General features: G+C 71.3%; 18 protein-coding genes and 1 tRNA gene. 13 read left to right on the plus strand and 6 right to left on the minus strand.

The genetic code is table 11. The features are described from left to right. The first annotated feature begins 24 nt into the window (after positions 1-24). Positions 25-1,140, plus strand: coding sequence for an amidase (locus ACQPXG_RS09075; RefSeq protein WP_433467175.1), 1,116 nt, complete (start codon positions 25-27; stop codon positions 1,138-1,140). Here ACQPXG_RS09075 and ACQPXG_RS09080 read toward each other — a convergent pair. After that, entirely contained in the window at positions 1,137-1,640 is a 504-nt protein-coding gene (locus ACQPXG_RS09080) for a MarR family winged helix-turn-helix transcriptional regulator (RefSeq protein ID WP_433467176.1), read from the minus strand. The two genes, ACQPXG_RS09075 and ACQPXG_RS09080, sit on opposite strands and share 4 nt — an antisense overlap. A gap of 43 nt (positions 1,641-1,683) precedes the next feature. Continuing rightward, complete coding sequence (locus tag ACQPXG_RS09085) at positions 1,684-2,487, minus strand: patatin-like phospholipase family protein (RefSeq protein ID WP_433467177.1); 804 nt, start codon at positions 2,485-2,487, stop codon at positions 1,684-1,686. 104 nt (positions 2,488-2,591) lie between these two features. Here ACQPXG_RS09085 and ACQPXG_RS09090 point away from each other — a divergent pair, with 104 nt between their 5' ends. Together ACQPXG_RS09090 and ACQPXG_RS09095 are read left to right on the plus strand one after the other, a co-directional pair. Next, positions 2,592-3,383 (plus strand): trans-aconitate 2-methyltransferase, encoded by a 792-nt coding sequence (locus ACQPXG_RS09090; RefSeq protein WP_433467178.1) that lies wholly within the window; start codon positions 2,592-2,594, stop codon positions 3,381-3,383. 175 nt (positions 3,384-3,558) lie between these two features. Further along, positions 3,559-3,921, plus strand: a complete 363-nt coding sequence (locus tag ACQPXG_RS09095) for a VOC family protein (RefSeq protein ID WP_433467179.1) — start codon at positions 3,559-3,561, stop codon at positions 3,919-3,921. On the opposite strand, the gene ACQPXG_RS09100 is transcribed toward ACQPXG_RS09095, so the two are convergent. Both ACQPXG_RS09100 and ACQPXG_RS09105 read right to left on the minus strand, forming a co-directional pair. Then, on the minus strand, positions 3,913-4,695 hold the full coding sequence (locus ACQPXG_RS09100) for a TetR/AcrR family transcriptional regulator (RefSeq protein WP_433467180.1): 783 nt from the start codon (positions 4,693-4,695) through the stop codon (positions 3,913-3,915). The genes ACQPXG_RS09095 and ACQPXG_RS09100 overlap by 9 nt on opposite strands. A gap of 17 nt (positions 4,696-4,712) precedes the next feature. Next, the gene (locus tag ACQPXG_RS09105; protein WP_433467181.1) at positions 4,713-5,666 is read right to left on the minus strand and encodes an acyl-CoA desaturase; all 954 of its coding nucleotides are present in this window, start codon (positions 5,664-5,666) and stop codon (positions 4,713-4,715) included. A gap of 480 nt (positions 5,667-6,146) precedes the next feature. On the opposite strand from ACQPXG_RS09105, the gene ACQPXG_RS09110 reads away from it, so the two are divergent. From ACQPXG_RS09110 to ACQPXG_RS09155, 10 genes are all read left to right on the plus strand, one after another. Next, positions 6,147-6,219, plus strand: a tRNA-Gln gene (locus ACQPXG_RS09110). Positions 6,220-6,374: 155 nt separating this feature from the next. After that, positions 6,375-7,817 (plus strand): bifunctional UDP-N-acetylglucosamine diphosphorylase/glucosamine-1-phosphate N-acetyltransferase GlmU, encoded by a 1,443-nt coding sequence (glmU, locus tag ACQPXG_RS09115; protein WP_433467182.1) that lies wholly within the window; start codon positions 6,375-6,377, stop codon positions 7,815-7,817. A gap of 167 nt (positions 7,818-7,984) precedes the next feature. Next, positions 7,985-8,965: a ribose-phosphate diphosphokinase gene (locus ACQPXG_RS09120; RefSeq protein WP_433467183.1), complete on the plus strand. Its 981-nt coding sequence runs from the start codon at positions 7,985-7,987 to the stop codon at positions 8,963-8,965. Between the two features lie 217 nt (positions 8,966-9,182). Next, complete coding sequence (locus ACQPXG_RS09125) at positions 9,183-9,806, plus strand: 50S ribosomal protein L25/general stress protein Ctc (RefSeq protein WP_433467184.1); 624 nt, start codon at positions 9,183-9,185, stop codon at positions 9,804-9,806. 123 nt (positions 9,807-9,929) lie between these two features. Beyond that, complete coding sequence (gene pth, locus ACQPXG_RS09130) at positions 9,930-10,505, plus strand: aminoacyl-tRNA hydrolase (protein WP_433467185.1); 576 nt, start codon at positions 9,930-9,932, stop codon at positions 10,503-10,505. A gap of 251 nt (positions 10,506-10,756) precedes the next feature. Continuing rightward, positions 10,757-12,229 carry a sugar transferase gene (locus ACQPXG_RS09135; RefSeq protein ID WP_433467186.1) on the plus strand — a complete coding sequence of 491 codons (1,473 nt, stop codon included), beginning with the start codon at positions 10,757-10,759 and terminating at the stop codon, positions 12,227-12,229. 122 nt (positions 12,230-12,351) lie between these two features. Then, on the plus strand, positions 12,352-13,338 hold the full coding sequence (locus ACQPXG_RS09140; RefSeq protein WP_433467187.1) for a 3'(2'),5'-bisphosphate nucleotidase CysQ: 987 nt from the start codon (positions 12,352-12,354) through the stop codon (positions 13,336-13,338). Between the two features lie 122 nt (positions 13,339-13,460). Next, complete coding sequence (gene cysD, locus ACQPXG_RS09145) at positions 13,461-14,378, plus strand: sulfate adenylyltransferase subunit CysD (RefSeq protein ID WP_433467188.1); 918 nt, start codon at positions 13,461-13,463, stop codon at positions 14,376-14,378. 44 nt (positions 14,379-14,422) lie between these two features. After that, the gene (locus ACQPXG_RS09150; protein WP_433469930.1) at positions 14,423-15,685 is read left to right on the plus strand and encodes a sulfate adenylyltransferase subunit 1; all 1,263 of its coding nucleotides are present in this window, start codon (positions 14,423-14,425) and stop codon (positions 15,683-15,685) included. A gap of 64 nt (positions 15,686-15,749) precedes the next feature. Then, positions 15,750-16,646 (plus strand): glycosyltransferase family 2 protein, encoded by an 897-nt coding sequence (locus ACQPXG_RS09155; protein ID WP_433467189.1) that lies wholly within the window; start codon positions 15,750-15,752, stop codon positions 16,644-16,646. A 25-nt stretch (positions 16,647-16,671) separates the two neighbouring features. Here the strand turns inward: ACQPXG_RS09155 and ACQPXG_RS09160 are convergent, their stop codons facing one another. Then, the gene (locus ACQPXG_RS09160) at positions 16,672-18,522 is read right to left on the minus strand and encodes a Wzz/FepE/Etk N-terminal domain-containing protein (protein ID WP_433467190.1); all 1,851 of its coding nucleotides are present in this window, start codon (positions 18,520-18,522) and stop codon (positions 16,672-16,674) included. A 183-nt stretch (positions 18,523-18,705) separates the two neighbouring features. Then, a complete protein-coding gene (locus ACQPXG_RS09165; RefSeq protein ID WP_433467191.1) occupies positions 18,706-19,803 on the minus strand; it encodes a hypothetical protein in 1,098 nt (365 codons plus the stop codon). Positions 19,804-19,918 lie beyond the last annotated feature (115 nt).

Genomic DNA, 19,918 nt, shown 5'->3' on the forward strand with positions numbered 1-19,918 from the left:
GGTCGGAGCGGGGATCATCCCTGGATGACGACCTGGATCATCAGGACGGACGAGCCGGGCGACGGCCCGCGCCTCGCCGTCAAGGACGCGATCGACGTGGCCGGCCTGCCCACCACCGCGGGCTGCCGGGCCGTCGCCGAGCGCGCCGGACCAGCCGCCTCCGACGCACCCGTCGTCGCGTCCGCCCGGGCGCAGGGCGCCCGCATCACCGGCAAGGTCAACCTCACCGAACTGTGCATGGTCGCCGACGGCGTCAACCCGTGGACGGGCACGCCGGTGAACCCGCTCGACCCGTCCCGCGTGCCGGGCGGCTCGTCCAGCGGCTCCGCGGTCGCCGTCGCCACCGGCGAGGCCGACGTCGCGTTCGGCACCGACACGGCCGGGTCGGTCCGCATCCCCGCCGCCTGCTGCGGCATCGCCGGGCTGAAGACCACCAACGGCCGCATCCCCCTGGACGGCGTGTACCCGCTCTCGCCGACCCTGGACATCGTCGGGCCGATGGGCCGCGACGTCGCCGCCGTCGTCCTCGGCATGACGCTGCTCGAACCCGGCTTCGCCCCCGTCCCGTACGACCCGGCCGGGACGATCGCGCGCCTCCGCGTGGACGGCGTCGACCCCGCGATCGACGCCGCCGTCGACGAGGCGCTGCGCCGCCTCGGCCCCATCACCGATGTGGCGTCCGAGCACTACGCCGACGCGGCCACGGCCAACGGCATGATCATCAGCGATGAGGCGTGGAGGCTGGACGGGCACCTGCTCGCCGAACCCGCCAGGCTGAGCGGACGAATCGCGAGGCGCCTCCAGACCATGCACGAGGTGTCCGGCGCTGGGAAGCTCGACTGGGCCCTCGGCGTGAAGAAGGCGCTCAGGGCCGAACTGGACGCGATCCTCACCCGGCACGCCGCGATCGCCCTGCCCGTGCTGCCCTGCGTCACCCCCGAACCCGACGAGGCAGACGAATCCGACCTGGTCCTCACCTCATTGGTGGGCCAGATCAACGTCGCCGGCCTCCCCGCGTTCGCCCTGCCCGTCCCGCTGCCGGGCTCACACCTCCCCGCGTCCGTCCAGCTGATAGGCCCCGCCGACGCCGAAGAACACCTCTGCGGCCTGGCCGCCGCTCTGGAGACCACCCTGACCTAGTGGCGTTCGGTGTCGGAGTCGAACGGGATGAGGAGGGTGCGGAGGAGGGCGGCGAGGGCGTCGTGCTGGTCGGGGGAGAGGGTCTCCAGGATCGCCTGCTCGCGGGCCAGCAGGTCGGCGAAGGCCGCGTCGACGCGGGTCAGGCCGACCTCGGTGAGGCGGACCTGGACGCCGCGCTTGTCCTGGGGGTCGGGGTGCCGCTCCACCAGCCCGGCCGCGGCCAGCCGGTCGATGCGGTTGGTCATGGTGCCGGACGTCACCAGGGTCGCGCGCAGCAGCCGTCCGGGGCTCAGCTGGTACGGGGCGCCCGCCCGGCGCAGCGCCGTGAGGACGTCGAACTCCCACGACTCCAGGCCGTGGTCGGCGAAGACGGCGCGGCGCGCGCGGTCGAGGTGGCGGGCCAGCCGGGACACGCGGCTGAGGACCTGAAGCGGCCGGACGTCCAGGTCCGGACGCTCGGTGTTCCACGCCTCGACCAGCCTGTCGACCTCATCGCGCATGCCGACACCCTACCTGTCTTGATATCGAGAAAGCCGGTGCCGATCAGCGATGGAGGGCGAGCGCTCCGGCGATCCGTTCCGCGGCCTCCGGCGCCTGCCGGACCCCTTCCCGGTAGACCGGAGCCCACCGGGACCGGTCGCCGACGTTCGGCCCGAACGCCTCCAGCGCCCGCTCGTCGGGGACGATCCAGACGTCCCCGCCGCCGTGTGACATGTGGGGCAGCGGTTCGATGACGACCAGGGGTCGGGCCCCGTTCGCCAGTTCCTCGTTGGACCAGCCCGCGAACGCGCCGTCCAGGTAGCGGCGCCCGCCGATCGTGACCGGCTCGGCGAAACCCGGCGCGGCGCTGCTCGCGGCGACCGCGAGCGAGAGCGGGATGCCGCTCGACGCATCCCACACGACCGGTTCGCCCGACTCCACGTCCACTCCGGTGATCAGCAGCCGGGTCTTGGGCCAGGTGTCCGTCCCCACCAGGTAGCTCATGCTCGCGTGGTGCCGTTGCGCGGGCAGTGCCCCCGTGTCCAGCGCCAGCCGGCCGATCCGCCGCCTGACCTCGCCGGGATCCAGCGCCGGGTCGCGGCCCAGCTCGAACACCCGCGCCATGACCGAGCCGTCCACCGCCGGAGGCGGGCCGCTGGGCGGCGGCAGTTCGGCCAGTGCCGCCAGATCCCGTCCCGTGGTGATCGCGGCGCCGGCGATCGCGCCCGCCGAGGTGCCGACGACCAGCCCCGCGTCCGCCGGTTCCACGCCCGCCTCGCGCAGTCCGGCCGCGAGGCCGAGCAGCCATGCCGTTCCCACCGGTCCGCCGGGGCCGAGCGCCAGGGCCCATCCGCTGTCGTTCGTCATGCCGGGGAGCCTAGGAACAGCGCAGGCGCGGCCGCATCCGTCGACCGACTGGGCCGCGCCAAGACTCTTGACATCAAGATATGGGTCGGGCAAGATGTCTCTTGATGTCAAGACAAAGCGAAGCCGTATGGGACCCCGCGCAGTACGGGATCTTCAGCGATCAGCGCGCCAGGCCCTTCGCCGAACTCGCCGGGCGCCTCGGCGGCACCCCGCCCGCCCGCGTCGCCGACCTCGGCTGCGGCTCCGGCGAACTCACCGCCACCCTCGCCGCCCGCTGGCCGGACGCCGTCATCGACGCGTTCGACTCCTCACCCGAGATGATCGCCAAGGCCCGCGAGCACGAGATCCCGGGACGGCTCGCCTTCCGCGTCGCCGACGTCGCCACCTGGAAGCCCGAAGGGCCCGTCGACCTCGTCTTCTCCAACGCCGTCTTCCAGTGGGTCCCCGAACACCTCGACCTGCTGCCCCGATGGGCCGACGCCCTCACGCCCGGCGGACGACTCGCCTTCCAGGTCCCCGGCAACTTCAATGCGCCCAGCCACGTCCTGCTGCGCGAACTCGGCCGCTCCGACAGGTGGCGCGGCAAGCTCGGGTCCTTCCAGCGGGACGCGCCCGTCCTCGACCCCGCCGGCTACCTCGACCTCCTCACCCGCCACGGATGCGCCGTCGACGCCTGGGAGACCACGTACGCCCAGGTCCTCCACGGCGACGACCCCGTCCTCGAATGGGTCAAGGGGACCGCGCTGCGACCCGTCCTGACGGCACTCGACCCCGAGGAGACCGAAGAGTTCCTCGCCGACTACCGGGAAAGGCTCCGGCGCGCCTACCCCGCCGCCCCCTACGGCACCGTGTTCCCCTTCCGGAGGATCTTCGTGATCGCCACCCGGAGGCCCTAGACGTGATGCCGCCCGGCCCGCCGGGGGAAGCGACTCGTTCCCCTGCGGTGCCAACCCGGACGGACGGGCGGCGTCCGCAGAACCCGGACTCGCGACCCGAGACCGGCGACCCCTGGCCGGCGGCCGCCCGGACGAACTCCGGGCGGCCGCCGGTTGCCACCCTCCGGAGGCGACCATGATCACCGGTGTCCACCACGTCCAGCTCGCCGCCCCGCCCGGCAGCGAGGACCGGCTCCGCGCCTTCTACTCCGGCGTACTCGGACTCGACGAGATCCCCAAGCCGCCGGAACTCGCCAAGCGCGGCGGAGCCTGGTTCCGCGGCCCCGGCGTCGAACTCCACCTCGGCATCGAGCATGACTTCCGGCCCGCTCGCAAGGCCCATCCAGGGCTGCTCGCCGACGACCTGGACGCCCTCGCCGCGCGCCTGCACGCCGCCGGCCACGAGGCCAGGCCGGACGATCTCTTTCCCGGGCACCGCCGGCTCTACGCCGACGACCCGGTCGGCAACCGGCTCGAATTCCTGCAGCCGTCACGCTGACGGGTCGGTGATCTCCTCGAAATCACGCCGCCCCCTGCGCTGGGCCTTCTCGGCCTTCGCCGCCGCCCGCTCCTCAGCCTTCTCGGCCTTCGCCGCGGCCTTCTCCGCACGCTTCTCCATGCGCTCCAGCTCCTTGCGGCGCTGGCGGGGGTCGAGCGACGGCCTCGGCTCCAGCCCCGCCAGCCCGTTCCACGCCAGGTTCACTATGTGCGCGGCGACGTCCTCGCGGCGCGGCTTGCGCACGTCCAGCCACCACTGGCCCGTCAACGCGACCATGCCGACCAGGCTCTGCGCGTACAGCGGCGCGAACTTGTCGTCGTACCCGTGCCGGTCGAACTCCTGGGCCAGTATGTACTCCACCTCACCGGCGATCTCGCTCAGCAGGCTGGCGTAACTGCCGGTGCCCGTACCGCCGTGCGAGTCGCGCACGATGATCCGGAACCCGTCCGGGTGCTCCTCGATGTACTCCAGCAGTGCCAGCGCGGCCTTCTCCAGCTTGCTGCGGTAGTGGATCGCCGAGTCCAGCGCGTCCGTGACGAGCTTCAGCAGCCGCTCGAACTCCCGGTCGACGACGACCGCGTACAGCCCCTCCTTGCCGCCGAAGTGCTCGTACACCACGGGCTTCGAGACACCGGCCGCCGAGGCGATCTCCTCCACCGACGTGCCGTCCAGGCCGCGCTCGGCGAACAGCGTCCGGCCGATGTCGAGAAGCTGTTCGCGTCGTTCCTTGCCGGTCATCCGCTTTCTGCGGGGCCTGGGAGCGGGTTCTGTCACGGGATCAATTGTGACGGTCAAACCGCCTGCTTAGTGCGCTTCGCCGCCAGTCTGTCGCGGTTCGGCCACCGGACGTCATGGGCCAGGCGCATCTTCTCGAACGCCCAGATGATTCGCGCGCTGATGTCGATTTGCCCCTTCAGGACGCCGTGACGTGCGCAGGTCGGGTCCGAGTGGTGCAGGTTGTGCCACGACTCGCCCAGCGACGGGATCGCCAGCCACCACACGTTGCGGGACTTGTCACGGACCTCGAACTCCTCCTTGCCGAAGGTGTGGCAGATCGAGTTGATGGACCACGTCACATGGTGCACCAGCGTGATCCGGACGAACCCCGCCCAGAACAGCGCCGTCAGGAACCCCGTCCACGACATCGAGACCAGCCCGCCGATCACCGCCGGCAGCAGGAACGACACCGCGACCAGCCCGGGGAAGGCCAGGTGGATGCGCCGGATGTCGCGGTCGTTCAGCAGGTCCTTGGCGAACCGCGGCTTGGACGTCCTGTTGGCGTCGAACAGCCAGCCGTAGTGCGCCCAGGCCAGCCCCTTGCTCAGTGCCTTCCAGTCGTTGCCGAACCGCCACGGCGAGTGCGGGTCGAACTCCTTGTCCGAGTGCTTGTGATGCCGCCGGTGATCGGCGACCCACGTGATGACGGGCCCCTCGATGGCCATGCTCCCGGCCAGCGCCATGAAGATCTTCAGCCCGCGCCTGGCCTTGAACGCCCCGTGCGTGAAGTACCGGTGGTACCCGACCGTGATGCCCGCCGCGGACAGCACGTAGAAGACCATCGTGAGCACGACGTCCGTCCAGCCGAGGAACCGGCCCCAGGCGAGCGGCACGGCCGCGAACAGAGCCAGGAAGGGCAGCCCGGTGAACGCGGCGACGAGCGCCCGTTCGGCGTTGCCCTGCGTATCGGGCGAGAGTTCGGGACGCCCCTGCGGGCGGGGAGGATCCATGGTCGGGGCTGTTGTCATGCGTCACCACTTCCTGCGACTCGCGGCAGCCTTACCTACGCCAACGTAACCTACGCATCCGTAAGTTGCCCAGTGGCGAACGGTAAAATCAGCGAGAAACTGCCTCATACGCCACAAAACTCTCCTGCGAAACAGACAACGACCGGCCTGCCGCGGAAGGGCGCATGGAAGGCCCTCACCAGGACGAACGCTCGACCGGCGGCAAAGGATCCCGGGATGTGCCGCCGACCGGCGACACACTCGACCCCTGTGCCGCGGCGTGCCCGCCCCCGCGGAGACCGCCGCGCCGTCCGCGCCCTGGCTCGGGCCGGACGACACCGAGATGGCTTGCCCGCACGGGACGCTCTAAACCGATCCCGACGAACAGGCAGACTTCGGGCATCGCCCAGCGCAGGCCGAGGTAATAGGTGTGGGGTCGTGTGCCCACGGCCGGTATCGTGGGCCCCGCAGGCGCCCCGGGTGGGGATGAGGTCCTGCCGATCCGCCGTGGCGTAATTGGCAACGCAGTGGGTTTTGGTCCCAAAGACTCCAGGTTCGACTCCTGGCGGCGGAACTGCCTGAAATGTCTGAAGGGTCGCCTCGGGGTGGGCGGCGGGGTGACAGGTGCGGAGCGGGCGGTATCCTGCCCGTGTCGGGTTCGCCGTGGCGTGATGTCGCAGGTGGCGGGCCCGTGAACCGATCCCGTCCGCGATGCCGAGGAGCCTCCTTGTGAGCGCTGCGAGCCGCCCGGCCGCCGTCATCGTTCTCGCCGCGGGCGAGGGCACCCGGATGAAGTCCCGCACCTCGAAGGTGCTGCACGAGCTGTGCGGGCGCACGATGCTCGGCCATGTGCTGGCCGCCGCCCGCGAACTGGAGCCCGAGCGGCTCGTCGTGGTCGTCGGGCACCGGCGCGAGCAGGTCGTCGCACATCTCGCCGAGCACGCGCCGGACGCCGAGGCCGCCGTCCAGGAACGGCAGGGCGGGACGGGGCACGCCGTGCGGATGGCGCTGGAGCAGACCGGCGCGCTGAACGGGACCGTGGTGGTCACGAACGGCGACCACCCGCTGCTGCGGGGCGAGACGCTGCGGGCGCTCGTCGAGGCGCATGAGGACGAGGGGAACGCCGCCACCGTCCTGACGACCGAGATGCCCGACGCGACCGGGTACGGGCGGATGATCCGTGCCGCGGACGGCAGCGTCGAGGCGATCGTCGAGCACAAGGACGCGACCGCCGGACAGCGCGCCATCAACGAGATCAACGTCGGCATGTACGCGTTCGACGGGGCGCTGCTGGCGGACGCGCTGAAGCGGGTGACCACCGACAACGCCAAGGGCGAGGAGTACCTCACCGACGTCGTCGCGATCATGCGCGGGGACGGGCACCGGGCCGGCGCGCACCTGGCCGCCGACTGGGTGGAGACCCAGGGCGTGAACGACAAGGTCCAGCTGGCGCAGGCGCGCAGGCAGCTGAACGACCGGATCCTCGAAGCGCACATGCGGGCCGGTGTCACGATCATCGACCCGGCCTCCACCTGGATCGACGTGGGCGTGACCGCGGATCAGGACGCGGAGATCCACCCGGGAACGCAGCTGCACGGCCGCACGCATCTCGGCGAAGGCGCGCGGGTCGGCCCGGGCTGCACGCTGACCGACACGACGGTCGGCGCGGGCGCGTCGGTGATCAACGCGGTGTGCGCGGGTGCGGAGATCGGCCCGGAGGCGTCGGTCGGGCCGTACGCGTACCTGCGGCCGGGCACCAGGCTGGCGAGCGGGGCCAAGGTCGGGACGTACGTCGAGACGAAGAACGCCGACATCGGCGAGGGCACGAAGGTGCCGCATCTGACCTATGTGGGGGACGCCGAGATCGGCGAGTACTCCAACATCGGCGCGAGCTCGGTGTTCGTGAACTATGACGGGGTGCAGAAGCACCGCAGCGTCATCGGGTCGCATGTGAAGGTCGGCAGCGACAACATGATCGTCGCGCCCGTGACGGTGGGCGACGGCGCCTACACGGCGGCGGGCTCGGTGATCATCCAGGACGTCCCGCCGGGGGCGATGGCGGTCGCGCGGGCGCGGCAGCGCAACGTCGAGGGCTGGGTCGAGCGGAAGCGGCCGGGGACGCCGGCGGCCGAGGCGGCCCGCCGGGCCAAGGACGAGGACGGCGCGCCGTAGCGCGCGCCCGATGAGGACCGTCCCGCCTTCGGCGGGAACGCGGGGGACAGCGGCGTCCTCCGGAACAACAGAGCAAACCGTGCACCGGAGTCTTGTTGTGGTGCGCGGGGAGTGGGGACAACACCCCACATGTAAGGCAGAGTTCCATTGAGGGGGAGTTGTCAGAGGTGAGTGGGATCAAAGCGAGCGGCCAGAAGAAGATGATGCTCTTCACCGGCCGAGCCCACCCGGACCTGGCCAAGGAAGTATCCGACAACCTCCACGTCGACCTGACGCCGACGTCCGCCTACGACTTCGCCAACGGTGAGACGTTCGTGCGGTTCCTGGAGTCGGTCCGCGGCTCCGACGCGTTCGTGATCCAGAGTCACACGGCTCCCATCAATCAGTGGATCATGGAGCAGCTGATCATGGTGGACGCGCTGAAGCGCGCGTCCGCCAAGCGGATCACCGTGGTGGCGCCCTTCTTCGGCTACGCCCGGCAGGACAAGAAGCACCGCGGCCGGGAGCCGATCTCGGCGCGGCTGATGGCGGACCTGTTCAAGACGGCGGGCACGGACCGGCTGATCGCCGTCGACCTGCACACCGCCCAGATCCAGGGCTTCTTCGACGGCCCGGTGGATCATCTGTTCGCGCTGGACCTGCTGGCGCAGCACTTCGAGAGCCGGCTGGACACCTCCCAGGTCACGGTCGTCGCACCGGACGCGGGCCGGGTGCGGGTCACCGAGCGGTGGAGCGACCGGCTCGGCGGCGTCCCGATGGCGATCATCCACAAGAAGCGCGACCCGGACGTGGCGAACGAGGTCAAGGTGTTCGACGTCGTGGGCGAGGTCAAGGGCCGGACGTGCGTCGTGGTCGACGACATGATCGACACCGGTGGGACGATCGTGAAGGCGGCGGACGCGCTGTTCGACCAGGGCGCCACGAAGGTCGTCGTCGCGGCGACGCACGGCGTGCTGTCGGGCCCGGCGGTGGACCGGCTGAAGAACTCGCGGATCTCCGAGGTGGTGCTGACGAACACGCTGCCCATCTCCGAGGAGAAGCAGTTCGACAAGCTGACCGTGCTGTCGATCGCGCCGCTGATCGCCCGTGCGATCAACGAGGTGTTCTCCGACGGTTCGGTCACGAGCCTCTTCGGCGGCCACAGCTAGGGCCTTGGCGTTGGGCGTCGCGGGGTTGGGCTAGACTTGTGCAACCGCGTATGCCCCGGGTCGTTCAGTGCGGTGTCGGGACAGGGGCCGCACTCCCCGGGATACGCAAAGAATCTTCGAGGCGCCTGACGCATCGAGCAACGCCTGATTCGCTCTGTCCGTAGCGGACGTCCAGTGCCGGACGGCCGTGGATCGCAACAACTGAGGAGTTTTCGTCGTGTCCGAGGTACGCATCGCCGCCGAGCCGCGCACCGAGTTCGGTAAGGGTGCCGCGCGGCGCACCCGCCGGGCCGGCAAGGTGCCCGCCGTCCTCTACGGTCACGGCACCGACCCGCAGCACATCTCGCTGCCGGGGCACGACCTGATGCTGGCGCTGAAGACGCCGAACGTGCTGCTGACCATCGAGGGGCTCGCCGGTGGCGCGGAGCTGGCGCTGCCGAAGGACGTCCAGCGCGACCCGGTCAAGGGGTTCCTGGAGCATGTCGACCTGCTGCTGGTGAAGCGCGGCGAGAAGGTCGTCGTGGACCTGCCGGTCAACGTGGTGGGCGACGTGGTCCCGGGCGGCCGGCTCGCGCAGGCCGTGGTGGAGATCTCCGTGGAGGCGGAGGCGACGCACATCCCCGAGTCCGTCGACCTGGACATCACCGGGCTGGAGATCGACTCGCAGGTGCTGGCGAAGGACCTCAAGCTGCCGTCCGGCACCACGCTGGTGGCCGACGAGGAGATCCTGATCGTGCAGATCACCGACGCGACCGTGTCGGCCGAGGCGGCGGCCGAGGCGCCCGAGGCGCCGGCCGAGGGTGCGGCCGCCGAGGGCGAGGGCGAGTCCGCCGCCGAGTGACGCGGGCGCGGCCGCGCGGGACGCGGGCCGCTTGGTCTTCTCACGGTCCCCGCCGGTGTTCGCACCGGCGGGGACCGTGTTCTGTCGGTGCCGGTTTTCTGCTGGGTGAGGAGTGTTGTGCGGGTGAGCGCGGATCTCTGGCTGGTGGTGGGGCTGGGCAATCCGGGGCCCTCGTATGCGAAGAACCGGCACAACGCGGGGTTCATGGTGCTGGACGTCCTCGCCGCGCGGGCCGGCGGGAAGTTCAGGTCGCACCGGGCCCGGGCCGACGTGCTGGAGGGACGTCTCGCCGGCGCGCGGGTGGTGCTGGCGAAGCCCCGGTCGTTCATGAACGAGTCGGGCGGCCCGGTGAAGGGGCTGTGCGATTTCTTCAAGGTGCCGGTGGAGCGGCTGATCGTCGTCCATGACGAACTGGACATTCCCTTTGGCGCGGTGCGGCTGAAGCAGGGCGGCGGCGACAACGGGCACAACGGCCTGCGTTCGGTGACGAAGTCGCTGGGTGCGAAGGATTATCTGCGGGTGAGGTTCGGGGTGGGCCGGCCGCCGGGGCGAATGGATCCGGCGGCGTTCGTGCTAAAGGACTTCTCCGCGGCGGAGCGCAAGGACCTCGATCTGGAGGTGGACCGCGCGGCGGACGCCGTGGAGGCGCTGCTGTCCGGCGGGCTGGCTGCGGCGCAGAACGCCTTCCACGCCGGGTGACCGGATCCGGCCGCCGGATGCGCCGGTCCGGCGGTGATCGGCCGCCCACGGCGCCGTTTTGTGCGCGTCCACCCTGGTTCGCGTGCATTGCCGGGCGGATGCCCGCGTTCCACCCGTGACCACGGCAAAGCGGCCGTAAGATGCAGGTCGAATGAGGTTCAGGATGCATGTGAACCTCAGGCTGCGTTCAACCGTCTTCGGTGTGAATCGCGCTGACGGGGCGCGTGTTACAGAGGATTGGTGAGTGGTTTATGGCCGTCGTTGACAAGGTCCAGGCCGAGTCATCGATCCGCCATGACCAGAAGCGCTCCTCGTCGCCGAACTGGAGCGGATCCTACCGCCGGTTCGCGGTGTTCCTCGATTTCGCCAGCATGCTGATGGCCGGCGTGATCGCGTTCGTGCTCCGGTTCCCCGGAGTGCCGACGGAGCTGGACGCGCCGTACGTGGCGCTCACCGTGGTGCTTCCGCTGGCGTGGGTCCCGACGCTGGTGCTGTGCCGGGCGTACCAGCCCCGGTACGTGGGCGTCGGCTATGAGGAGTTCCACCGGGTGCTGCGCGCCGGGTTCATCCTCACCGCGGTCGTCGCGATCGTCGCGTACGCGACCAAGACCGATGTGGCGCGCGGCTATGTGGTGATGGCGTTGCCGCTGGGGACGTTCTTGGCGTTCCTGGCGCGGTACCGGCTGCGCAAGTGGCTGCACCGGAAGCGCTGGAACGGCGAGTGCATGCGGCGCGTGGTGGCGGTCGGGCACCGCACGTCCGTGGCCGACCTGATCCGGGTGCTGCGGAAGAAGCGGTACCACGGGATGGACATCGTGGCGGTGTGCCTGCCGCCGGCGCTGGCCTCGGGCGACGACGCGGTCGCCGAGGTCGAGGACGTCCCGGTGCTGGGCGACTTCGCGCAGGCGGCGGCGGTGGCCGACCGGATCGGCGCCGACTCGGTGGCGGTGCTGGCCTGCCCGGAGATGGACGGGGTGGCGCTGCGGCGGCTGGCGTGGCAGATCGAGCGCAACGACGTGGAACTGGTGGTCGCGCCGGCGCTGATGGACGTGACCGGGCCGCGGATCTCGATCCGGCCCGTGTCGGGGCTGCCGCTGCTGCACGTGGAGCACCCGGAGCTGGACGGTGGCCGCAAGGTGCTCAAGGGCCTGGTGGACCGGGTGGCGGCGCTGGCCGGGATCGTGCTGCTGAGCCCGCTGCTCGGCCTGATCGCGGTGCTGATCAAGATGTCCGGGGGGCCGGTGCTGTTCCGGCAGACCCGGGTCGGGCGCGGCGGCCGCGAGTTCACGGTCCTGAAGTTCCGCACCATGGTGGCGGACGCGGAGGCCCGGCGGCTGGACCTGCTCGCCGCCAACGACAACGACGGCGTGCTGTTCAAGATCCGGCAGGACCCGCGGGTGACGCGGGTGGGGCGCCGGCTGCGCCGGTACTCGCTGGACGAGCTGCCGCAGCTGTTCAACGTGCTGCGGGGCGAGATGTCGCTGGTGGGTCCGCGCCCGCCGCTGCCCGAAGAGGTGGCCCAGTACGGCGGCGACGTGTACCGGCGGCTGGTGGTCAAGCCCGGCCTGACCGGGCTCTGGCAGGTCAGCGGCCGCTCGGACCTGTCGTGGGAGGAGTCGGTCCGGCTCGACCTGCGCTACGTCGACAACTGGACCCTCGCGCTGGACCTCCAGATCATGTGGAAGACCTGGTCGGCGGTGTTCCGCGGCTCGGGCGCGTACTAGCCCGTACCGGCCCGCGCCGGTCCGTCCGCTGGGTGGGACGGTGACCCTGGCACGCGGTGTCATCGGGTATGCATGAGAAAGTTGACCGTGCAGACCAGTCGAGTCGGGAATGTGATGGACGAATGACCGGGGCAGGGGCGGCGGACGACCACGCGCTGGCGGCGGAGCTCGCCGGCACGGCGGGGCGGCTGCTGCTGGGCGTGCGGGACGAGATGGGCTTCGCGGACGCGCGCGCCCTGAAGGACACGGGCGACCTGCGGGCGCACGAGTACCTCATGGCGGCGCTCGCCGAGCGCTGTCCCGGCGACGCCGTCCTGTCGGAGGAGGGGCGCTCGTCGGTCGCGGGGAAGCGGTCGAAGGGCGACGACCGCGCCCCGACCCGCAACACCGCCGACGCCGAGCGGCTCACCGCCCGCCGGGTGTGGATCGTGGACCCGCTGGACGGAACCCGGGAGTTCTCCGAGGAGGGCCGCCGTGACTGGGCCGTCCACGTGGCGCTCTGGGAGCGCGACGAGAACGGCGGCCGGCTGGTCGCCGGGGCGGTGGCGCTGCCCGCGCAGGGCCTGACGCTCCGCACCGACGCGACGGGTGGCGCATCTCTCGTCCGCACGGACTCGGGCGACCCCGACCCCGTCACCGCCGGGCCCGAGGCCGGGCGCAAGACGCTTCCGCGCGAGGTGCCGCTGCACATTCCGGCGCCGGACGCGGGCAAGCTCCGCATCGCCGTCAGCCGTACGCGCCCGCCCGAGTTCGTGCGGCAACTGGCTCAGAGGCTGGCCAAAGCGGTTCCGGGGGGTGTGGGGGGTCGTCCCCCCTCGGACGGCATCGACGTGGAGCTGGTGCCGATCGGGTCGGCGGGGGCGAAGATCTCCGCGGTGCTGCTCGGCGAGGTGGACGCCTACGTGCACGCGGGCGGCCAGTACGAGTGGGATTCGGCGGCGCCGGCGGCGGTCGCGCTCGGTGCGGGGGCGCACGCGTCCCGGATCGACGGGTCGACGCTCGCGTACAACCGGAAGGACCCCCTGCTCCCGGATATCCTGGTGTGCCATCCCATGTCGGCGTCAACGCTGCTGACCGGCATACGGGAGACAAACGGCGCCCTGCCCTGACCGTCCGCCCCACGGACGGGACTGAAACACGGCGGGCCGGCGTTCGACCCGGTGGGAAGGCGAGCGCCCGTCCCGTGCCACCGGTTGCATCTGCCAGAACAGCGTGGAGAGAGCCCCAGACCATGCAGCGTTGCGATTACCTGCTGTCCCAGCTAGACGTGCTCGAAGCCGAGTCGATCCATATCTTCCGGGAGGTGGCGGCCGAGTTCGAGCGGCCGGTGCTGCTGTTCTCGGGCGGCAAGGACAGCATCGTCATGCTGCGCCTGGCCGAGAAGGCCTTCTGGCCGGCGCCGATCCCGTTCCCGGTGATGCACGTCGACACCGGGCACAACTTCCCGGAGGTGATCGAGTTCCGGGACCGGCGGGTCTCCGAGCTCGGCGTCCGGCTGATCGTGGCGTCGGTGCAGGACGCGATCGACAGCGGCCGGGTGACCGAGCAGAAGGGGCGCCGCGCGTCCCGGAACCGGCTGCAGATCACGCCGCTGCTGGACGCGATCGAGGAGAACCAGTTCGACGCGGCGTTCGGCGGGGCGCGGCGGGACGAGGAGAAGGCCCGCGCCAAGGAGCGGGTGGTGTCGTTCCGGGACGAGTTCGGGCAGTGGGATCCGAAGAACCAGCGTCCGGAGCTGTGGAACCTGTTCAACACGAAGATCGTCCAGGGCGAGCACGTCCGGGTGTTCCCGCTGTCGAACTGGACCGAGCTCGACATCTGGGACTACGTCCGGCGGGAGGAGCTCGACCTCCCGCCGATCTACTTCGCGCACACCCGGCGCGTGTTCGAGCGGGACGGCCTGCTCCTGGACGCCGAGACGGGCTACGCGAACCGCGGCGACGACGAGCCGGAGTTCGACGCGACGGTCCGGTACCGCACCGTCGGCGACGCGTCCTGCACGGGCGCGGTGAAGTCGAACGCGGCGACGCTCGACGAGGTGATCGAGGAGATCGCTGCGACGCGGATCACCGAGCGCGGCCAGACCCGCGCCGACGACCGCACCAGTGAGGCCGCGATGGAGGACCGCAAGAAGGAGGGCTACTTCTGATGGCCGGCACGGACCAGGCCGCCAAGACCGGCGCCGCGAAGACCATGGACCTCCTGCGGTTCGCGACCGCCGGCAGCGTCGACGACGGCAAGTCGACGCTGATCGGCAGGCTGCTGTTCGACTCCAAGTCGATCTTCGAGGACCAGCTGGAGTCGGTCGAGAAGACCAGCGTCGACCGGGGCGAGGAGTACACGAACCTGGCGCTGCTGACCGACGGCCTGCGCGCCGAGCGGGAGCAGGGCATCACCATCGACGTGGCGTACCGGTACTTCGCGACGCCGCGCCGCAAGTTCATCATCGCGGACACGCCGGGGCACATCCAGTACACCCGGAACATGGTGACGGGCGCCTCCACCGCCGACCTGGCGATCATCCTGGTGGACGCGCGGAAGGGCATCCTGGAGCAGTCGCGCCGGCACGCGTTCCTCACCACGCTCCTCCAGGTCCCGCACCTGGTCGTGGCGATCAACAAGATGGACCTGGTCGGCTACGACCGGGACGTGTACGAGCAGATCGTGGACGAGTTCACGGCGTTCGCCTCCAAGCTGGAGGTGACGGACCTGACCTTCATCCCGATCTCGGCGCTGCACGGCGACAACGTCGTCGAGCGCAGCGTGAACATGCCGTGGTACGAGGGCTCCTCGCTGCTGCACCACCTGGAGCACGTGCACATCGCGTCCGACCGCAACCTGATCGACGTGCGGTTCCCGGTGCAGTACGTGATCCGTCCGCACGCCTCGACCGACCCCGACCTGCACGACTACCGCGGCTACGCGGGCCAGGTCGCGGGCGGCGTGCTGAAGCCGGGCGACGAGGTGGTGCACCTGCCGTCCGGGCTGACCACGAGGATCACCCAGATCGACGGGCCGGGCGGCCCGGTCGACGAGGCGTTCGCGCCGATGTCGGTCACGCTCCGCCTCGCCGACGACATCGACATCTCCCGCGGTGACATGATCGCCCGTCCGCACAACCGTCCCGAGGTCGCGCAGGACATCGACGCGATGGTCTGCTGGATGACCCCGGACAGCACCCTCGCGCCGCGGTCGAAGCTGGTCATCAAGCACACCACCCGCACCGCGAAGGCGCTGGTGAAGAACCTGCACTACCGGCTGGACGTCAACACGCTGCACCGCGACGAGCAGGCGAGCGGCCTGGGCCTGAACGAGATCGGCCGTGTCTCCCTGCGCGTGACGCAGCCGCTGTTCGTGGACGACTACGGCCGCAACCGCCTCACCGGCGGCTTCATCCTCATCGACGAGGCCACCAACAACACCGTCGCCGCCGGCATGATCACCGGCGCGCGCTGACCGCGCCCCGCGGGGCCCGCCGGCCCCGCGGGCCCTCTCCCCTCGACCACAAGGCAGGCCCTCGATGCCCCCATCCGTCGGAGTCGTGCTTCCCACGCACAACCGGCCGGAGCTGCTGCGCCGCGCCCTGGAGTCGGTGCTGGCGCAGGACTACGAGGGCGAGCTGCGCGCCGTCGTCGTCTTCGACCGGGCCGAGCCGGACGTGTCGCTCGCCGGCGACCGCGTCGAGGTGATCGCCAACACCCGGGAGCCGGGCCTCGCGGGTGCCCGCAACTCCGGCATCCTGGCCCTGGACACCGATCTGGTGGCGTTCTGCGACGACGACGACCAGTGGCTGCCCGGCAAGCTCGCCGCCCAGGTGAAGGCCCTTGAGGGCGAGCCGGACGCGGTGCTGTGCAGCTCGGGGATCCTGATCGACTTCGACGGCCGGGAGCTGCCCCGGCTGGCCGGAGCCGGCCGCGTCACCTACGACGAGCTGATCCGCGACCGGATGATGAGCGTCCACTCGTCCACCTATGTGGCGCGGCGCGAGCCGCTCATCGACATCGGCATGGTGGACGAGACGATCCCCGGCAGCCAGGGCGAGGACTGGGACCTCGCGCTGCGCGCCGCCCGCCGCCACCCGGTCCTGAACGTCGACGAGCCGTACGTCCGCGTCCTGTGGGGGCTGACGTCGTACTACGCGCAGGCGTGGGAGACGAAGGTGGCCGCGCTGGAGTGGTTCCTGGAGCACTACCCGGAGATCGGCGAGGAGTCGGGCGCGGCCGGACGCGTGTACGGCCAGCTCGCCTTCGGCTGCGCGACCGTGGGCCGCCGCAAGGACGCCCTCCGCTGGTCGGCCCGCGCCTTCAAGGCGAACCCGGCCGAACGCCGTGTCCCGTTCGCCCTGGCGGTCGCCTCCGGCGTCGTCTCCGGCAAACGCGTCCTCCTGGCCCTCCACACCCGGGGCCGCGGCATCTGATCCGCCTCTTCCGCCTTCGCCGGAATCAGGGGCGGTTGAGCTTCTTCGCCGTCTTGTCGGTCAGGGTGTCCGCGGCGGGCGAAACGGCGTCCTCATCGGGGGAGGCGAACGCGTCCAGGTTGATCGCGCCCAGCGTGATGGTCTTGTCGTTCGGCTTGTCCTGGCCACCGCCTTCGGACGCGTCCGGGGCGGGCGGCCGCGCGTGCTTGCGCTGGCGCTGACCCTCCGGCTCGCCGAGCGGGTCTCGGCGGGGCCCGGGCTCGCGTGCGGCCGGCGCCGCGGCGCGGCGCGGCTCCTTGGACCCGGGCGGCGAAGCGGGCGGCGACAGGGGGGGCGCCGCGGGGCCGGCCGAGCCGTCCCGCCGCCGGGGCGGCATGTCGCGGGGTTCGCGGGGCAGCGTGGGCGGGGGCGCCGCCACGGCCGTCTCGTCCTGCCTCGGCAGGACGACCGCGCCGAGCACGGCCGCGCCCATCCGGTGGATGCGGCGGACGCCGTCGCGGATCTGCGCGTACCTGGTGCGCGGCGTCTCCACGACGATGAGGGCGGCGTCGGACAGGTCGGCGAGGGCCTGCGCGTCGGCGCCGAGTTCGGTGGAGGGGGCCTCGATGACGGTGAACCGGGCCTTCTCCCGCAGCGAGCCGATCAGCCGCGCCATCTGCTCGCGCTGCAGCATCTCGGCGGCGAGGTCGGCGTCGGCGCCGGGGGTGATGGTGGCGAGGGACGGCAGCGCGTGGTTGCGGCGCACCACGTCCCGCAGCTCCACCCGGCCGAGCAGCAGCTCCGACAGCCCCGCGCCGCGATGCAGGCCGAGGAGGTCGGACGCCAGCGGCGACTGGAGGTTCGCGCACACGAGCAGGACGTTCGAGCCGGTGCGGGCGAGCGCGGCGGCGAGGTTGACCGACACGATGCTAGAGCCGGGGCCGGGCGCGGCGCCGGTGACCAGGATGACGTGGTTGCCGTGGCCGAGCGTCGCGGTCATCTCGTGCGCGAGCTCGTGGAAGTTCTGCCCGCTGCGGCTCCGCGCGGGCAGCAGCCCGAGCCCCTCCTTGCCGCGCCGCTGCGGGATGGACAGCAGGACGGGCAGGTCGAGGACGCGCTCGACGTCCCCGGCGACCCGCACCCGCCGGTCGATCCGGTCGTACAGGATCGCCAGGACGATGCCGAGCAGCAGGCCCCCGGCGAGGCCGCTCGGCAGGAACTTCACCGGGTCGGGGCTGGCCGGGCCGGGTGGCGGCGACGCGCTGGTGATGATCTCACCGCCGTCCACGTTGGCCATGGCCACCTGGATGTCCGTGAGCTTGTTGCTGAAGGCGGTCATCTGCCCGGCAAGCACGCGGCGCTGCGTGGCGCCGGCCGTCGCGAGCTTCGTGCGGACGTCGCTGATCTGCTTCTCCAGCGCGGCCGCCTGGGTCTGCAGCCGCTGGACCGTCTTGTCGTTGCGGTTCTGGAGGTACGCCTCGGCGAACGCCTGCGCGCCCGCACGGGCCTTGGCCGCGCTCGGCGCCGCCCAGTCGATGACGAGGACCGACGAGTTCGGCGGCACGTTGACCTGGACCCGGCGCCCGAGGTCCAGCGGCGACTCCCCGGACCCGATGCGCTTCTGGACGAGGGACGTCACCTCGGTCGAGCGCAGCCGCTGCGCCTCGGTCTCCAGGCTGATGTCGGACTTGTTGTTGTTGTTCTGGCGCTGCTCGGGGTCGGTGGGCGACACCTGCACGACGGCCGTGGACACGTACGACTTGGGCAGCAGGAACAGGCCCGCGACGGCGATCGCGAGGCCCAGCAGCGCACCGGCGACGACCACCCACCAGCGCCGCCGGAGCATGGCCGCGTACTCCGCCAGCTCCGTGGAGTCGGCTCTCGAAGTGGAGTCCATCAGCCGGGTGTTCCTCTCGCCGCCGTCGATTCGCCGTGCGCGCCGTGCGTGCCGCGCGGTCCACTCCCCGTCGGAGTTCGATCCAAGATACCTTGACCCATTCGTGGCGAACCGCTTAACGGAGACGGGCGAGAACGCCCCGCCGATCACCGGGTCGCCCGCGCCGGGACTGGCCGGGTGCGGTCACCGCCGGTTGACGAGCCCTGTCGCGTTGTCCCAGCCGGTCTGGCCCACCAGCCGACCCTGGTCCGCCATCGTGGCCGGCACGTTGAACCCGTAGCGCTGCTGAGGACCTCGCCCCCCGGGCCGGCGGTCGAACGACTGGCAGCCCACCAGGGACGTCTGGTCGCCCTGGCCGACGAAGAACCCGTCGGCCTCGTTCGCGTTCGCGCCGAGGTCGCGGGAGCTCGCGGTGTCGGCGACGCATCCGGTGTACACGTTCTGGTCGTACTCGATGAACCAGCCGTGGCTCCTGGTGTCCTGCGCCTCGCAGCCGACGAACTTGTTGCGCGTCCCCTTGACGTGCCAGCCGTAGTCGCGGCAGTACCAGGCCTTGCACGCCTGGAAGAAGTTGTTGGCCCCGCCGATGCCGTCGGAACCGGCGATGGCCGGGCCGACGTAGAAGCCGGCGCTCGCGCCGGTCTGCCGCCGCGTCGTGGCCTCGCAGGCGATCCACCAGCTGTCGGGCGCCTCCACCCGGAAGCCGTACCGGCCCGCCTGGCGGACCCGGACCCTGCTGGTCACGCACGCCTGGGTGTCGCTGCCGCGGTAGGCGATGCCGTCCAGCTCCGGCGTGTAGACGGCGAGGTTGTCGATCCGGCAGACCGCGTCCGGCTCCCCCTTGTAGAACCTGCCGGTGCCGGTGATGTCGAGGTCGATCCCGATGCCGGCCTGGCCGGCGCAGTCGAGGACCAGATCGGAGACGGACACCCCGTCCACCGACCGGCCCTCGCCGATCGCGATCATCGCGTCCATGGAGCGCGTCGCGCGCAGCCTGGTCCGCTGCCCGGCGCCGCGGATGGTGCAGCCGCGCACGGGGACGACGGGCTCGGTGAGGCGGTAGTCGCCGTTCCCCAGCAGGATGGCGGTGGCACCGTCCTCGATGGCCTTCTGGATGGAGCCGTTCGGCGGGACGTACGTCCAGGGCCCTTTCTGCTCCGCCTCGGCCGGGGACGGACCGGGCGACAGCAGCGTCTCCGCCGCGACGCCCGCGGTGATGCCGGCGGCGGCGAAGGCGGTGCCCCCCAGCACCGACCGCCTCTGGTACCAGCGTTCGTCCACTGCTCCACTCTCCCCGATCGCGACGGCCCCGAGCCGCGCGATCCCCCGGGCGCAGGGGCGTAGGCTCGGCCTCCGAGTGTATGGTTCGTATCCGCCTGCCGGTCGGGAACGGGTG

The sequence above is a fragment of the Spirillospora sp. CA-128828 genome, assembly GCF_050945415.1.
Classification (GTDB): Bacteria; Actinomycetota; Actinomycetes; order Streptosporangiales; family Streptosporangiaceae; genus Spirillospora.

Excerpts from the sequence above, each read along its gene's own strand:
- ACQPXG_RS09075 (WP_433467175.1), top strand. The coding sequence starts at position 25 with ATGACGACCTGGATCATCAGGACGGACGAGCCGGGCGACGGCCCGCGC.
- ACQPXG_RS09080 (WP_433467176.1), bottom strand. The coding sequence starts at position 1,640 with ATGCGCGATGAGGTCGACAGGCTGGTCGAGGCGTGGAACACCGAGCGT.
- ACQPXG_RS09085 (WP_433467177.1), bottom strand. The coding sequence starts at position 2,487 with ATGACGAACGACAGCGGATGGGCCCTGGCGCTCGGCCCCGGCGGACCG.
- ACQPXG_RS09090 (WP_433467178.1), top strand. The coding sequence starts at position 2,592 with ATGTCAAGACAAAGCGAAGCCGTATGGGACCCCGCGCAGTACGGGATC.
- ACQPXG_RS09095 (WP_433467179.1), top strand. The coding sequence starts at position 3,559 with ATGATCACCGGTGTCCACCACGTCCAGCTCGCCGCCCCGCCCGGCAGC.
- ACQPXG_RS09105 (WP_433467181.1), bottom strand. The coding sequence starts at position 5,666 with ATGACAACAGCCCCGACCATGGATCCTCCCCGCCCGCAGGGGCGTCCC.
- ACQPXG_RS09135 (WP_433467186.1), top strand. The coding sequence starts at position 10,757 with ATGGCCGTCGTTGACAAGGTCCAGGCCGAGTCATCGATCCGCCATGAC.
- ACQPXG_RS09140 (WP_433467187.1), top strand. The coding sequence starts at position 12,352 with ATGACCGGGGCAGGGGCGGCGGACGACCACGCGCTGGCGGCGGAGCTC.
- cysD (WP_433467188.1), top strand. The coding sequence starts at position 13,461 with ATGCAGCGTTGCGATTACCTGCTGTCCCAGCTAGACGTGCTCGAAGCC.
- ACQPXG_RS09150 (WP_433469930.1), top strand. The coding sequence starts at position 14,423 with ATGGACCTCCTGCGGTTCGCGACCGCCGGCAGCGTCGACGACGGCAAG.
- ACQPXG_RS09155 (WP_433467189.1), top strand. The coding sequence starts at position 15,750 with ATGCCCCCATCCGTCGGAGTCGTGCTTCCCACGCACAACCGGCCGGAG.
- ACQPXG_RS09160 (WP_433467190.1), bottom strand. The coding sequence starts at position 18,522 with ATGGACTCCACTTCGAGAGCCGACTCCACGGAGCTGGCGGAGTACGCG.